The organism is Herbaspirillum sp. Sphag64 (genome assembly GCF_014192645.1).
In the GTDB taxonomy this organism is placed as follows: domain Bacteria; phylum Pseudomonadota; class Gammaproteobacteria; order Burkholderiales; family Burkholderiaceae_D; genus Herbaspirillum.
Window position 1 is genome coordinate 11,599 of record NZ_JACHYE010000017.1, and the last position, 15,681, is coordinate 27,279.

Here is a 15,681-nt window from a genome sequence, read left to right on the forward strand (position 1 = left end):
AGTCAGTTTGATATTGATTTGTCTTTTATCCATGCAGAGACAGTCTTGTGTACGGCCTCAGGAGTGATGCGTTGCATGCAAGCACAGCTTGGGGTTTCAATTTTCCTGCAGCCAGGGCAGCCGTCCTCAATCCACAAATTTTCTGCTCTGGTGCCAAGTGCTGCCCATCTTCCTGGATGCATCGGTCGCGTTGGTGGAAACAGCCCTAGTGTGCGTTGTCCGATCGCCGCAGACACATGTAGCGGACCAGTTCCACTTGCGATGAGTCCATCTGCTTGATGGATGAAAGCGGTAAGTTGCGCCAGTGATTGAGTGCCACAGACATTGGTGACGTTCGGGAGACTAAGTAATTCTTGCGCGTTCTCCTCCAGCCATTTTCCTTCCTTAGCGCTACCGGTCAACCACATGTGTGTTCCAGGCTGCGCGATTAGCAATTGTGCCAATTGCTGGTAATGTCCGATCGGCCATTCCCGGCCATGGCCGTTTGATTTGGTATGGCATACCAGATTGAATGCATAGGATGAAAACTGCTGATTTATATCACTGTCGACCGGGATGTTGAAATGGTACAGAGATGGAATTTCCGAGCGATCCGGAATGGCGGTAATACCATAGGGACGCAGAAAGTTGAAGTTGATCTGTGCTTCATGATCATCAGACAATCCTTTGCTAAATCGTACTCGGCGATTGCAGTAAAACAACAGATACAGTTTCTGCCTGGCGTTACCAATACGATGCTTTATCCGTGCCGAGAATGAGGACTTGGTCAGTGCTCTATCCGGTTGCGCCACAATGACTGTATCAATGTCTGACTGTTTAAGAAAATCTTTTACAGAGCCAGTAATGCTTTCCAGCTCGATAACCTCATCGACATCGGTGCAATAGCGTACGACCGGTGCTGCATAGGCTCGGCACAAAACACTAATTTTTGTCTGTGGGAAGATTTGCTTCAGCTTGGCAATCATGGGCAAAGTCAAGATAACGTCGCCGATATTATCTGTTCTGTAGACGAGAATATGTGAACTTTGAATTTGCATATAGTTGAACTTTGAAGCTGAATCTTGACGACGTTGTAGGAAGTCTATTTCGCATGCCGCTTGCGCAAATACCGGATATACCATTTCAAACTTTCCAATGGTCGCCCCTGGCGGAACATGAAGCGGGAATGCATGCGCATTTCTTTGGTATTGATCGGTAGCGGGTCGAGCGGCATGTCGCCCCACGGGGACTTGGCCAGATAGCTGCGGAAGAGGTTGCGAGCATCGTGCCCGCTCCATTCGGTCCAAGGCTTCACTGAGCCCGCAAAGTGCACGAACACAGCCTTGCCGACTGGGCGCATCGCAAATTTGCTGACGTTGAGGTCGTGAATCAGGTCGTACAAATAATTGAAGCGCGGGGAAATATAGCGTGCCTTGCCATTGAAGACAATGTTGAGCGCATCCTGGTCACTGAAACGCATGTCACCCTTGCTGTTGAGCAGTACTTCCATGGTCTGCTCGGTCATGCCGTTCGCAATCCACTTCTCGACATTGATGAACAGCACGCCACTGTTGAAATACTCTTCGTGCTTCAGGCCCAACGCTGCAATCCGGCGTTGTCGTGTCACAGGGGCATCTGGCACTACCACCGCGATATCGGCACTGATATCCATGTCTACTAATTCATCAACGGCGCTAAAACACAGGATGTCAGCGTCCAGATACAGCACACGATCAGTTTGTTCGCGCACCAGACTGGGAATCATCAGGCGCGAGAAAATGGCCAACGAGTAGTGCGTGTGACCGAGCAGATGCGAAAACTGGCTGAAGATCGACATGTCTACCAGGTGCAACTGGGTGCTGACCGGGTACATCTGTTCCAGCTGCTTGAGTCGCCGCTGATGCTCCTTTGAGACTTCGAACGCCAGGACGTGGAACGTGAAATGCTGGCCCGGGTTGTTGGCAATAATGGAGGCAATGGTACCGCCCATGGCGCGGAAGTAATGGTTATCCACACAAAAGGCAATATGAAACGAGGCTTTGCCATTACTGCCATTACTGCCATTACTGCCATTGTTGTCACGAAGCGGAGATTGCATCGTGGGTATAACCGAGTTGTCTTGCGCTTGAGGCTGGCTCATGGAATCACTTTCAGAACTTGTTCAACAGCGACTGCTTTGACCCAGTCGCGACGACGTGCTGCAGTAATAACGATGCTATTGCTGTGATCGAAGGGTACCCACTCCGGGTTCTTTTGGCGCATCAGGGCGATGACTGGTACATGCACCGCGTTGGCTAGGTGCATGACGGCAGTTTCTACCGAAATGATCAGGTCGCATTGCGCCAGGATAGCTGGCAATTGAAAGAAATTTTCTTCGGCGCTGAAGAGTTCTGTGCGCTGCAATTGGCGCGCACCAATGACACTACGCGCATGCGCCAGTTCCTGCGGTACGGCATTGACGATAAAGGTACTGTCGCGCCATTGTGGACGATGCTGCAGCTCGACAATCAATTCTGCTACCTGCTCCAGGGTCCAGCAGCGCTTTTTTGTCTTGGCATACGGATTGATGAAGACCAGTTTGCCATTGTCACGTGGTTGCAGCCCCTGTACGCCCCACGATGCCAGTTTTTCAGAAGCGTACTGGTTCCATTGTGCAGGAATGTCGACGAACGGAAATCGTTCGCCTGGCATCAGTTGCAAGCCGCTGAGCTGGGAAAACCAGTCGGCGTAGACATCCGTGATATGGGCTTGTTTGTCACGTTGCGCAGCGAACGGGGCGAAGCTGGCATTCAGTTTGCGGTAGGCCAGCAGATGATGCAGGGTCAATAGTTTGACACGACCGCGCATGCCGATCACCAGTCCATCGGGACTGATACTGCGTGCCAGCTCTGCATAGAGATGCGGCCGCAGTGTTGCCAGTGACACTACAATCGGATACTGCTCCTGTTGCGCTTCGCGGATCGACTCCTCATACAGTGCGGGACTGTAGGTGCGACGATAGATTTTGTGGAAGAAGGGGCAAGCCTCGACCCAGTCATACAGTGCGTATTTCTGCAGATGCCCCCACTGTGTTGTGTCGCTCGTGCGGCGGACCTCATCGACCCAGAGATGCACTTCCAGGTGTGGATTTGCGCGAGCGAACGCCTGAAAAAAATTCTGCAGATAAGTGAAGTCGCCCAGTGCGAGGTGGGCGATGAACAAGATCTTGTTGGATTTCTTGAGCAGCTCGGCAGGAATGAGTGTCTGTGGCATGAGTGAATCCGGGTCAGGCAGCTTGTTGTGAGAATTGCAGGCGATACAGATTGGCGTAAGTTCCTTCATTGGCCAGTAGCGCCTGATGACTGCCGACTTCGACGATCTGTCCGTGCGCCAGCACGACAATCCGGTCAGCGCGTTCAATGGTCGAGAGACGATGTGCAATGACAAACGTGGTCCGACCCTCCATCAGACGGTCCAGTGCTGCCTGTACTGCACGCTCAGACTCCGTATCCAGCGCTGAGGTGGCTTCATCCAGAATCAGGATCGGCGCATCCTTGTAGATCGCACGCGCAATGGCGACCCGCTGACGCTGACCACCCGAGAGGCGCGAACCGTTGTCGCCAATTCGGGTTTGCAGACCCTCTGGCATTCCCTCCACAACATCGTTGAGATGCGCGGCTTCGACTGCTGCGGCTATCCGAAGTGGGTCAGGTGTCGCATCACCATAGGCAATATTGGCAGCAAGCGTATCGTCAAACAGAACGGTATTCTGGTTCACCATCGCAATTTGCTGCCGCAGACTGATCAGAGAAATGGATTCAATCGGCGCATCATCGAGCAGAATTTCACCACCTGTGGCGGAATAGAAGCCAGGAATCAGGCTTACCAATGTCGATTTGCCGCCTCCCGACATGCCCACGAAGGCAATCGTCTCGCCCGGCTGCACACTGAGGTTGATGCCCTTGAGGGCAAGCTGCTCATGACCTGGATAGGAGAAATCCACATTCACCAGTTGCAGACGTCCAGTGCTACGCGCCGCCAGGGGCTTGCCACCACTTCGTTCAGTATCCTTGTCGATCAGTTTGTAGACTTCTTCGGCAGCCGCCATGCCGCGTTGCAGGGGACCGTTGATTTCCGCCAATTGCTTCAGCGGTGCCAGCAACATCAGCATGGCAGTCAGAAACGAGACGAAGCCACCGACGGTAATCTGGCCATTGCCGGATTCAACCAGCGCCAGCACAATCACCGCTGCCACGGCAATAGCGGTCATCAATTGGGTGATCGGCACCGTTGCAGAAAAGGCAGTCGTCATACGCATGGTGTAGCGACGCAGATTTTCTGCACGCTCATGGAAACGATTTTTTTCGTAGTGCTGGCCACCGAAAATCTTGATCACTTGCTGGGCACGGGTGGTCTCCTCAATCAGTTGGGTCATCTCGGCATTGACGGCCAGCGAGTCGCGGTTGAGTTTTTTCAGGCGCTTGCCGGTCATGCGTACCACCACCGTCACCAATGGCAACAGAATCAACGTAACGATCGTCAGTTTCCAGTTCAGGTACAACAGCCATCCCAGCAGGCCGATCACCGTCAGTAGCGAGCGGATGATCGAGGTAAATACCTTGGTCACCATATCGATAATCTGCTGCACTTCAAACATGATCGAATTGATCACTTTGCCCACGGTATTGGTGGCGTAGAAATTGACTGGCAGATCGATCATGCGGGCAAACATCTGCCGGCGTAGTTCGTTGAGCACACGGGTCGAAACCCAGGTCATCATGTAAGAACTGGTGAAAGTAGCGATGCCGCGGATGAAGAAGATTCCGATCACTGCCGCCGGAACCAGCCACAATGAAAAGGTAGGCTTACCCACAAAACCCTTGTCCAGCAATACCTGGAAAATGTACGGCACAACCGGTTCGGTCGCTGCGGTAACGATCATCGCGAGAAACGCCAGTGCCAGGCGTTGTTTATAGGGCCAGTGCAGGCTCGCAAGCCTCTTCATATTGGACGGCAAAAACATGTTCTTCCTTACTTAATACGGCAAATGGATTGGCACCATGAAGCTGGTCTCCCGTGCTGCAGCGACAATGTCAAATAAACCGGTCATTGTAATGCAAGGGCATGGCGAAATGACGGTTTGACACCCGCAAAGAAGCCGCGAAGTCTTGGTTGATTTGAGAAGTATTTCCAATATGAAACATTGTCGTAAGCCGGTCTCGACGTGTTCAACGTGACATCGGTGGAAAGCGCACCATAAACAGCGTTCCTGGCTGGCCACCGCCGGAAATCAGCTTGATCTGTGCATCGTGATCATTGGCGATATCACGCACAATCGAGAGCCCCAGACCACTGCCATGAACTTTGTTGCTCACGCGGTAGAAACGATTGAAGACCAGTTCCTGATCGGTCAGCGCGATACCTGGTCCCGAGTCTTCCACTGACAATACGCCCATGCCATCACCGGGATCGGTGTAGCAACGCACCGTTACTGCAGCGCCAACATGCGAGTAGCGAATCGCATTGTCGATCAGATTGTCGATCATGTCGCCGAGCAGGTAAGGATCTCCCTTGATCAGGGTGGGTTCCAGATCAAAGCCAAGGTCAATGTTTTTCTTGTCGGCTTCCGTGACGAAATGTTGAATCGAGGACTCTACCAGTTTGGCCAGATCCAACGGCACCAGCTGTTTTTTCTCAAAGCGACTTGGTTCGGCCCGTGCCAGTGCCAGCAACTGATTGGTCTGACGGATCATCTTCTGAGTCGACGACATCATCAGCTTGGTGGAGTGCGCCATTTCGCGATCTTCCTGGACTTTGGGCTGCAGCCATTCAAGCTGCAGCTTGATCCCAGCCAGCGGAGTGCGTAGCTGATGCGCGACGTCAGCCAGGAAATTGCGCTGGCCGGCCGCGCTCTCGCGGACCTTGTCCAGCAGACTGTTGAGAGCATTGCTGACGGGTTGCAGTTCAAGCGGCTGATGGCGGTTTTCGATGATCGAAAAATCATTGTGGTCACGTTGTCCCAGATCCGACTGCATACGTTTGAGTGGCAGCAGACCGCGTGTTACCGCGATCCACATGATGCCGATCAGGATCAGTGTAAGCAGGATTTCCAGCGCCACGAGAGAACTCAGAATCAGATTGCGGATGTGTTCACGCTTGCGCAGTGTTTCGGCAGCACCAATGAAGACAGGGGTATCGCCGATCTGGGTGCGAATGGTGGTAATGCGGATCGGCTCACCGCGCATGAAGCCGTCGTAGGCAACCGGTTCGTTGATTTCTGCACTTGGATTGAGCGCCGGAAAATCATGATCTCCGGCGATTGGTTTACCTGACGCTGTCCGCACCACGAAGAACATGGAATCAAAATGGTCCACCCGCAGAACCTGTTCAGCCTCGGTTGACAGATCGACCTGTAGCTGGCCATCGACTTCGCGGATACGCGGTATCAGTGCCCACATACCATCGGCCAGGCTCTGGTCAAAGGCGGTTTGTGCGGGAACCCAGGCCAGGCCATAGGTCAGGCCAGCACCGATCAGGTTGGTCAGGACCAGTGGCGCGATCAGCCACTTCAACAATGTTACTCGGATGCTATGCATGCTCGGGCCCGCGCGGGTCTTGTTGTTCCTGTTTTTCCAGTACATAGCCGAAGCCGCGGATGGTACGGATGTTCAGGTTGGACGCGGCAATTTTTGTACGGATACGTGACACATAGACTTCGACTGCATTCAGTGAAACCTCTTCATTCCAGGTCAGAATGGCTTCAATAATCTGCTGCTTTGAGACAACCCGGCCGATTTGCTGGATCAGGTACTCCAGCACCGCCCATTCCCGTACGGATAGTTCGAGTGGTTTGCCATCGATGTAGGCGCGCTTGCTGAACTGGTCCAGTGACAGATTGCCGATCTGCAATTCGTGCGATTGCGGGCTGCTACGGCGTACCAGTGCCTTGATGCGGGCCACCAGTTCAGGCGTAGCGAAAGGCTTGACCAGATAATCGTCAGCGCCCAGCTCAAGGCCGCGCACGCGATCCGAAATGGCATCACGTGCCGTCAGCAACAGCACTGGCAGCGAACTGCCTCGTGCGCGCAGGCGTCGCACCACTTCAAAGCCGTCGATACCCGGCAGACCGATATCGAGTATCAGTACCGCAATATCCGTACGTTGCAGCAGCATGTCGGCCATATCACCGGTGGCAACGATATCGACCGCCATGCCGTGCATGCGCAGCACGCGCGACAGTCCATCGGCCAGAATGAGATCGTCCTCAACTAAAAGAACATGCATGGTGGTGACAGGAAGAAGGTGGGGATGACAGCATGATGACACGACAACAACGCCACAACGCAACAACGGCAGCAGGTCGAATCATCCCATTGATGAATGGGCATCATTCTAGCTGCGAAGAACGGCTGCATAAAATGGAGGATTCATTTTTTCCCTATTTCTTAAATTGTGGGCTTGTCAGTTTATTGTCAGGGTCGTGTCATATTCGCGACAGGACGATGGCTTATTCTAGCGGTCGGATAAACGCCCCAAAAGAGCAAATTCAGCAAGTTCAAGCTGCAAGTCGGATCGCAGCAGAGCATTCAGAAGCAGCGACCACATTGTCAGATGAGAATGTGTCGGAAATTCAAACCTTGAACCAACACAGTCATGCAAAACAAATTTCATTCCCTTGCCAAGCGTCCTTTGACGATTGCCATCAGTGCCGCGCTCGGCGCTGCGGTCCTGTTGTCGATCAGTCTTGGCATGCGCAGTAGTTTCGTTCATGCGGAAAACCAGCCGGAAGCGCTCATGGTCCGTCAGGGACCCAACATTGTCATTCCAGCCAATTCACCTTTGCGCCAGCGTATCAGCGTGGTCACGGCCAGTCAGGCCGATAGTGCGCATGCCGTTGAGCTACCAGCCCAGGTTGAGGCCAACCCGGCAACGACGGTCAATATTTTGCCACCGCTGACGGGCAAGGTTGTCGCCCTCAAGGTTGGTCTGGGTGATCGCGTCAAGAAAGGTCAGCCATTGCTGGTGATTGCTTCGGGCGACTTTGCCCAGGCGGCCTCGGATCAGCAAAAGGCGCGCGATGCCCTGCAACTGGCGAAACGGACGCTGGAGCGTCAGCGCGGCGTGCAGCAGGCCGGTGCCGGTGCACAGAAGGATCTGGAAGCGGCCGAAAGTGCTTACGAGCAGGCGCTCTATGAGTTTAATCGCGCCGATACCCGGGTACATGCCCTGGGCGATATCGGTACCGATCTCAGTGGTCGTGGCCTGACCGTATTTGCACCGGTATCCGGCAGCATCACTGCGCTCAGTATCGGTCTGGGGCAAAACGTCAACGATGCAACAGCTTCGGTGATGACCATCTCCAATCTGGACTCGGTCTGGGTCACTGCCAACGTGCCGGAAAACATGCTGTCTTATGTCAGCAAAGGGCAGAGCGTCAAGCTGAGCCTGAATGCCTACCCGGATGCCCAGTTCAAGGGCAAGGTCTCCTTCATCAGTGATGTATTGCAACCGGATACCCGTCGCTCGCTAGTGCGCATCGCGCTCGACAACAAGGAGGGCAAGCTCAAGCCCAATATGTATGCCACCGCGTCGTTCCCGGTACCGCAGGCAGTCAGCGCCAGTGTGCCCACCTCAGCGTTGCTGATGAATAACGACAGCACTACCTTGTTCGTGGAAGTTGCACCCTGGACCTTCACCCGGCGGACTGTGGAAACCGGTTTTGAAGACAATGGGCAAGTCCGTATCCTCAGTGGTGTCAAAGTAGGTGAACGCGTCATTGGTGCAGGTGGAGTATTGCTCAATGATTAATGACATCGTTCGCTATTGCCTCAAGAAACGCTATGCCGTGATTCTGGTGACCATTCTGGTCGCTATCTTTGGCTATTTTTCGTGGACCAAAATGGCCGTTGAGGCCTATCCGGAACTGGCAGACGTGCAGGCGCAGGTCACCACGCAGGCTCCTGGTCTGGCTGCCGAGGAAATCGAGCAGCAGATCACGATTCCACTGGAGCGTCAGCTGAGCGGTACGCCTGGACTGGTCAACATGCGTTCGTCCAGTACCTTTGGACTGTCGCTCATTACCTTGACCTTCAAGGATGGTGCGGAAGATTACTGGGAGCGCCAGCGCGTCACTGAGCGCATTGGTCAGGCGACCCTGCCTAGTGGCATTACCCCTTCGCTCGATCCGGTCAGCGGTGCCGCGGGTGAAATTTTTCGCTACACACTGGAGTCCGATACCAAGAATCTGATGCAGCTTTCGGAGCTTCAGCGCTGGGTCGTCATACCGGCGCTCAAACAGGTGCAAGGGATTGCTGACGTCAATAATTTTGGCGGCTTCACCATGGAGTACCAGATTGAGCTGGATCAAAACCAGATGCAACGTTTTGGCATTGCGCTCAGCGATGTCACCAGCGCCATCAACAATAATAATGCCAATGCCGGCGGTAGTCGTATTACCCGTGGTGAGCAAGGTTACGTTGTGCGCGGTATCGGGATGCTGCATAGCCTGACTGATCTCGGCAATATCGTGGTCAAGCAAAGTAATGGTGTGCCGATTCTGGTGCGTGATCTGGGCAAGCTGCAAAACAGCCATCAGGAACGGCAGGGGATTCTGGGCAAGAATAATAATCCCGATACGATTGAAGGTATCGTGCTGCTCCTCAAGTATCAGAACGCCTCGGAAGTCATCAAGTCGGTGCATGCCAAGGTGACGGAGCTGCAGGCACAGCTGGCGCCACAGGGTGTGCGTATCGTGCCCTATATCGATCGAGATGACTTGATCGAACTGACCGTGCACAAGGTTAGTCATACTGTGCTCGAAGGCATAGGTCTGGTTTGTATTGTGCTGATCCTGTTTCTGGGCAGCCCGCGTAGTGCGCTGGTAGCGGCTGTCACGATTCCGCTGGCACTGGTGGCAGTGTTCATCATGATGTATCTGACCAAGATGCCGGCCAACCTGTTTTCATTGGGAGCGATCGACTTCGGCATTATTGTGGATGGCGCCATCGTCGTCACCGAGGCGATTCTGCGGCGGCGTGAAGCTGAGCCGACCGTGGAACTGACCGAGAACGAGGTGCGTGCGGCGACGACAGAAGTGATTAAACCGATCTTCTTCGCGACGCTGATCATCATCAGTGCGTATCTGCCACTGTTCGCGTTTGAACGTGCCGAAGGCAAGCTGTTGCAGCCGATGGCCTTTACCGTCAGCTATGCATTAATCGGCGCGCTGATCTGCAGCGTGGTGCTGATTCCCGGGCTGGCCTACATGGCGCTGCGTAAGCCACGCAAGATATTTCACAACAAGCCGCTGGAATGGCTGAGCAATGGTTATCGCAAGTTGCTGGGAAGCTTGCTGGACAATACGGCTATCGCCTATCTGATTGGTGCTGTGGCGCTGGCTGGTGTGATCGGACTGGGCTCCACTGTTGGCCGCGAGTTCATGCCGCAACTGGACGAAGGCGCCTTGTGGATGCAGGTGCAGTTGCCTTCTGGTATCTCCCTGGAGAAGGCCAGTGACATGGCCGGTGAATTACGTCGCACCTTGCTGGAATTTCCAGAAATTTCTTTTGCAGTGACGCAGCTTGGTCGCAGTGATGACGGTACCGATCCATGGACACCTTCGCATATCGAGGCACCGGTTGGACTGAAGCCTTACGATACCTGGCCGGCCGGAGAAAATAAGGCCGCATTCATGCGACGGCTAAATGCGCGTCTGGCGAAAATCCCAGGGATGTCGATTGGTATCAGTCAGCCCATCAGCGATGGCGTCAACGATGCGGTTGGTGGTTCGCATAGTCCGTTGGCGATCCGTGTTTACGGTGACGATTTCAAGGAGCTGCGACGTATTGGTAATGACATCATCAACGTATTGAATACGGTACCGGGAACTGCTGAAGCATCGATTTTCCAGGAGCCGCCGATTCCTCAAATCGTGGTTGATATTGATCGCGAAGCAACGGCACGTCTGGGGATCAATATCGCCGATGTCAGCAATCTGATTCAGACCGGGATTGGTGGTGGTGCAGTCACGCAGCTGTATGTGGCCGATCGCATCTACAACGTCACAGCGCGGTTCAACAAGAAGCAAAGCAGTAGCGTCGAGGCAATGGGTAACCTGTTGCTGACATCCTCAACCGGTGCCCGCATTCCCTTATCGCAGATTGCTCACATCCGGATGGCCACTGGTGAAAGCACGATTACCCATGAATCGACCCACCGTCAGATCACCATTCGTCTTGACTATGCGGATCGTGACTTACTGTCGTATTACAACGATGCGCTGGACCGGGTCTCACGCGAAGTCAAATTCGACAAGACCAAATACCGCCTGCAATGGGCCGGTCAGTTTGAAAATCAGGAGCGCGCTCAGGCACGACTGATTCTGGTATTTGCCCTCGTGATCGGTTTGATGTCCATCATTTTGTATGCGGGCTTTGGCAAACTGCGATATGCCATGCTGATTCTGGGTGTGGTGCCGTTGGCCGCACTCGGTGGTCTGATTGCGCTGCATCTCACCAGCAGTACTGTCAATGTGGCTTCTGGCGTTGGATTCATTGCGCTCTTTGGTGTTGCGGTACAGAACGGCATCATCATGATTTCCAATATCAATCGTGTACGTGATCCCGAACTGTCGCTCAAGGAGGCTGTCTTGGCCGGTGCGGCAGAGCGATTTCGCCCGGTGTTGATGACTGCGACCGTTGCCTCGGTCGGCATGTTGCCAGCCGCACTGGCAACTGGTGTCGGCACCGACGTACAGCGCGGCCTTGCGACCGTGGTGGTCGGTGGGCTGGTCGTGGCGACATTGTTGACATTGTTCATCTTGCCGGCTTTCTATTTTGCGATGGAGCGCTTTATCGAGAGCCGTCGCGGCACCATACAAATTCAGGATGGCAGGTAAGAACCATGATCACCTTACGTAAAAAATCATCCATGCAGCTGCCAGCGCGCCTGACTATCGTCGCTGCGGCAGTTGCCAGCATGCTGCTGACAGCTTGCGCGGTCGGTCCTGACTATCAGAAGCCGGCGGCACCTCAGGCCAGTGGCTATACACCGGAGCCGTTGGCGCCGCTTAAAGAAGTCGATGGCACGCTCGCTGGCGGCGCGCAGGAGTTTGTGATGGATCAGGACATTCCGGCGCAATGGTGGACCCTGTTTGGCTCGGCAGAGCTCAATGCCGTCATCGAGCGCGCCTTGCATGCCAATGCTGACCTGGAAGCAGCCAAGGCGGCACTGCGAGTCGCGCAGGAAAACGTCTCGGCACAGCAGGGTGCCTACTTCCCGACGGTCAATGCGCAATATATTCCGTCGCGCCAGCGGGTCGTCAACAATACGCCTGCGCTGTACACCTTGCACACTGCACAGTTGAATGTGGCGTATACAGCGGATGTGTTTGGGAGTAATCAGCGTCAGGTGGAAAACCTGAAGGCCGTGGCCGAAGGACAAAAATATCAGATGCAGGCGGCTTATCTGACCCTGACCTCAAACGTTGTGGCGGCTGCGGTACAGGAAGCTTCCTTGCGTGCACAGATTCGTGCGACGCAGGAAATCATCCGCGTGCAGGAAGAGTTGCTCGAGCTGTTGCAGCGCCAATATGCCCTCGGTGATGTGGCGCAGGCAGATGTCGCTGCGCAGGAAACTGCATTGGCGCAGTCTTATGCCACACTGCCGCCGTTGCAAAGCGCCTTGTCGCAGCAACGTCATCTGTTGGCGGCACTGACAGGTAGCTTGCCAGATCAGGAACTGCCAGAAACGTTCACGCTGGAGTCCTTGAAGTTGCCAGCGCAGATGCCAGTCAGTTTGCCGTCTGCATTGCTGGCTCAACGTCCGGATATCGCCGCCGCGGAGGCACAGCTGCATGCTGCCACCGCCGCCGTCGGTATCGCCAAAGCCAATATGTTGCCGCAGATCACGCTCACCGCTGGTGTTGGCAGCAGCGCATACGGCTTCAGTGATTTGTTCACCTCCGGCAATGGCATCTGGAGCGTAGTTGGCGGGTTGACCCAGCCGCTGTTTGCTGGTGGCACGCTGTTGCATCGCAAGCGTTCGGCTGAGGCCGCCTTGGATCAGGCGGCAGCACAATATCGGAGCACGGTGATCAAGGCTTTCCAGAATGTGTCCGATGCTTTACGTACCTTGCAGTTTGATGCTGACACCTTGCGTACGCAGTCGCTCGCCGAACGGGCTGCAGCCAGGAGTCTGGACATTGCAAGGCGCTCGGTTGAGCTGGGTGACGCGACACCACAGAGTTTGTTGACCGCAATCCAGGCCTATCAGCAGACGGTGATCAGTCTGACGCAGGCGCAAGCCAGTCGCTATGCTGACAGTGCAGCCTTGTTCCTGGCAATGGGTGGCGGCTGGTGGCATGCTGATATCAGTGCCGAGAAAAGTCCGGAATCACACTAAATAAAGTAGCCGTAAACTCGCCGTCCAAAGCCCACACCATTCGGTGTGGGCTTTTTTTAGATGATTTTTCTTTTCCTCTGATCCTCTGATTGCCTCCCTGAACCTGCTGGGATAAATTGCGTATTGCTGCGGGTACTTTTGCTCGTACCAATAAAGGAAACTGGATGAAAATCATCAATCGCATACACAAGGCCAATGCAGGACGAGATCCCGAGCGTCTGGCCATGAAGTATGCTGCCATGCGTACTGATCCCTTCATTTTTTTGCGTGGCACCTGTCATCTGTTTTATGACCGTCAATCCAAGAGTGGCATCTTCAAGTCAGCACCGGTGGCATGGTGCTGTGGCGATTTGCATCTGGAAAATTTTGGCAGCTACAAGGGTGACAATCGACTGGCCTACTTTGATCTCAATGATTTTGATGAAGCCGCCAAAGCACCGGTGACCTGGGAACTATCACGGTTGATGGTCAGCATTCTGGTTGCCGCACCCGGACTGGGTTTGTCGCACGATGACGCACTCGCATTGGCGGCGCATTTCATGCAGGCTTACAGTGATGCGCTCAGGCTGGGCAAAGCGCGCTGGGTCGAACGCGAAACCAGCGCCGGTCTGGTGGGAGATTTGCTGCATCAACTACAGCATCGCTCGCGCGTGATGTTCCTCAATCGACGTACCCAGAAGAAGGGTGGAGAACGGCGCTTTCGTATTGACGGCAGGAAGATCCTTGCGGTCACGGATGAACAACGGCACAAGGTGCAGCAATTCATGGCGACCTTTCGTGCTTCGCATCCACAGCCACATCCAGATTTTTATCGCGTCGTAGACATTGCGCGTCGGGTCGCAGGTACCGGGAGCCTCGGCGTCGAGCGTTATGCCATTCTGGTGCAGGGTAAAGGCTCGCCTGACCAGAATTATCTGCTAGATCTGAAGCAGGCGCTGCCTTCTTCGATTGCCGCTCATCTGCCCGATCTGCAACCAGCATGGAGGCATCAGGCTGAACGGGTGGTGACGATTCAGCGTCGTATGCAGGCAGTCTCCATGGCATTTTTGCAGGCAGTCACAATAGGTAAGCAGTCGTACGTGCTGCGCGCCCTGCAACCTAGCGAGGACCGCGTGCCGCTGGCTGGCCAGCAGCACCACCCTGAGCATCTGCGTGGTGTGCTGGAGGTGATGGGGCAATGTCTTGCCTGGGCTCAGTTGCGCAGCTCCGGTCGTGAAGGATCGGCGATTGCGGATGAACTGATTGAATTTTCTTCCCGTCAGAAATGGCGGGGCAAATTATTGGAGGCATGCGATGACTTGGCATCGCAAGTCAATGAGGACTGGAAAACCTATGCCAGTGCTTATGACGATGGCGTTTTTCGTTTAGTCTGATTGGTCATCGGCAATAGTTAATTGCGGGAAAATAAATAGAGGTCCACAGAGGTCGAATCGGCTCTGTCTGGTTTGTTTATCGTCTTCTGCAGGCCTATCCCCCCCCAACATTCCTCCGAATTCCCCCCCATCATGGGGGGGGTGTTTTTCCCGGATTCAGTGCAGCCTAGCTCCTGAAGCAGACTTTGCAAAAACAGAGAATCGCGGCAACGACTGTTTCAGGGATTCTGCGTACTTGCTCACCCCTTGTGCCCAGATTGTGTTGAAAATGCTGTCAGAGGAAAAACAAAATGAATAACAACCAAACTTGCCCAGACTACATGTCACCTGAGTTAAGCGCTCCACATCAATCCGTCGATTTACTGAAAGACATCATCAAGAGGTATGGTCAGACGCATTATGCGCGCGCCGGCCAGATGATTCGCGATGCGGATTTCCATAGCCAGGTATTTTGGGTCGACAGCGGTGTGTTGCTCTTGCGGACCGATGCCCAGTACAGCATTGCCAATTTCGGCAAAAATCAGTTAATCGGCGTCAACAATATCTTCCAGGGGGGGATGCCCGATCACTATCTCGAAGTTGTCGAAGATACGCGTTATACGGTATGCCCGGTCGAGCATTTTCTCCACCATCTGGACGATGGCAGAGTCGTATTGGCCATTGCAGAGCATATCAACTGGCAGGCGATGGTGATGGCCTTTTATGTCTCGGTCATGCTCAGGGAAGACGCCTACGGCAAGGTCAAGTTTGCACTGGAGTTACTGAGCAAGGCATCGGCCGAGTTTCGTGATCATATCTCGGTGGTGAAATTCGTCTGCGAGCGTACCGGCGTTTCCAAGGCGCATGCCCATTCGATTCTCAAACAGCTCAGATTGGGGGGCTACATCGAGATGACGGCAGGGAATCTGGTGCAGATATTCAAGCACCTGCCGAGTGCTTATTGAATGCT

The 15,681-nt window shown here is 54.2% G+C and carries 11 protein-coding genes; 5 read left to right on the forward strand and 6 right to left on the reverse strand.

Annotated elements, in window-relative coordinates; all coding sequences use genetic code 11:
* Positions 1-2: 2 nt before the first annotated feature.
* From FHW66_RS18890 to FHW66_RS18915, 6 genes are all read right to left on the reverse strand, one after another.
* Complete coding sequence (locus FHW66_RS18890) at positions 3-1,121, reverse strand: glycosyltransferase family 9 protein (protein WP_370543519.1); 1,119 nt, start codon at positions 1,119-1,121, stop codon at positions 3-5.
* Positions 1,082-2,077 (reverse strand): glycosyltransferase family 8 protein, encoded by a 996-nt coding sequence (locus tag FHW66_RS18895; protein ID WP_183381422.1) that lies wholly within the window; start codon positions 2,075-2,077, stop codon positions 1,082-1,084. The genes FHW66_RS18890 and FHW66_RS18895 overlap by 40 nt, the downstream gene beginning before the upstream one ends.
* 38 nt (positions 2,078-2,115) lie before the next feature.
* A complete protein-coding gene (locus FHW66_RS18900) occupies positions 2,116-3,231 on the reverse strand; it encodes a glycosyltransferase family 9 protein (RefSeq protein ID WP_183381385.1) in 1,116 nt (371 codons plus the stop codon).
* Positions 3,232-3,244: 13 nt separating this feature from the next.
* Entirely contained in the window at positions 3,245-4,981 is a 1,737-nt protein-coding gene (gene msbA / locus FHW66_RS18905) for a lipid A export permease/ATP-binding protein MsbA (protein ID WP_183381386.1), read from the reverse strand.
* A 205-nt stretch (positions 4,982-5,186) separates the two neighbouring features.
* Entirely contained in the window at positions 5,187-6,554 is a 1,368-nt protein-coding gene (locus FHW66_RS18910) for a sensor histidine kinase (protein WP_183381387.1), read from the reverse strand.
* Entirely contained in the window at positions 6,547-7,242 is a 696-nt protein-coding gene (locus FHW66_RS18915; protein WP_183381388.1) for a response regulator transcription factor, read from the reverse strand. Before FHW66_RS18915 ends, FHW66_RS18910 begins: the two co-directional genes overlap by 8 nt.
* A gap of 369 nt (positions 7,243-7,611) precedes the next feature.
* Here FHW66_RS18915 and FHW66_RS18920 point away from each other — a divergent pair, with 369 nt between their 5' ends.
* From FHW66_RS18920 to FHW66_RS18940, 5 genes are all read left to right on the forward strand, one after another.
* Positions 7,612-8,766 (forward strand): efflux RND transporter periplasmic adaptor subunit, encoded by a 1,155-nt coding sequence (locus tag FHW66_RS18920; protein ID WP_183381389.1) that lies wholly within the window; start codon positions 7,612-7,614, stop codon positions 8,764-8,766.
* Positions 8,759-11,854: an efflux RND transporter permease subunit gene (locus tag FHW66_RS18925; protein ID WP_183381390.1), complete on the forward strand. Its 3,096-nt coding sequence runs from the start codon at positions 8,759-8,761 to the stop codon at positions 11,852-11,854. Before FHW66_RS18920 ends, FHW66_RS18925 begins: the two co-directional genes overlap by 8 nt.
* Before the next feature lie 5 nt (positions 11,855-11,859).
* A complete protein-coding gene (locus tag FHW66_RS18930; protein WP_255459065.1) occupies positions 11,860-13,359 on the forward strand; it encodes an efflux transporter outer membrane subunit in 1,500 nt (499 codons plus the stop codon).
* Positions 13,360-13,523: 164 nt separating this feature from the next.
* The gene (locus FHW66_RS18935) at positions 13,524-14,732 is read left to right on the forward strand and encodes a DUF2252 domain-containing protein (protein ID WP_183381391.1); all 1,209 of its coding nucleotides are present in this window, start codon (positions 13,524-13,526) and stop codon (positions 14,730-14,732) included.
* 290 nt (positions 14,733-15,022) lie between these two features.
* Entirely contained in the window at positions 15,023-15,676 is a 654-nt protein-coding gene (locus FHW66_RS18940; RefSeq protein WP_183381392.1) for a helix-turn-helix domain-containing protein, read from the forward strand.
* Positions 15,677-15,681: the final 5 nt, after the last annotated feature.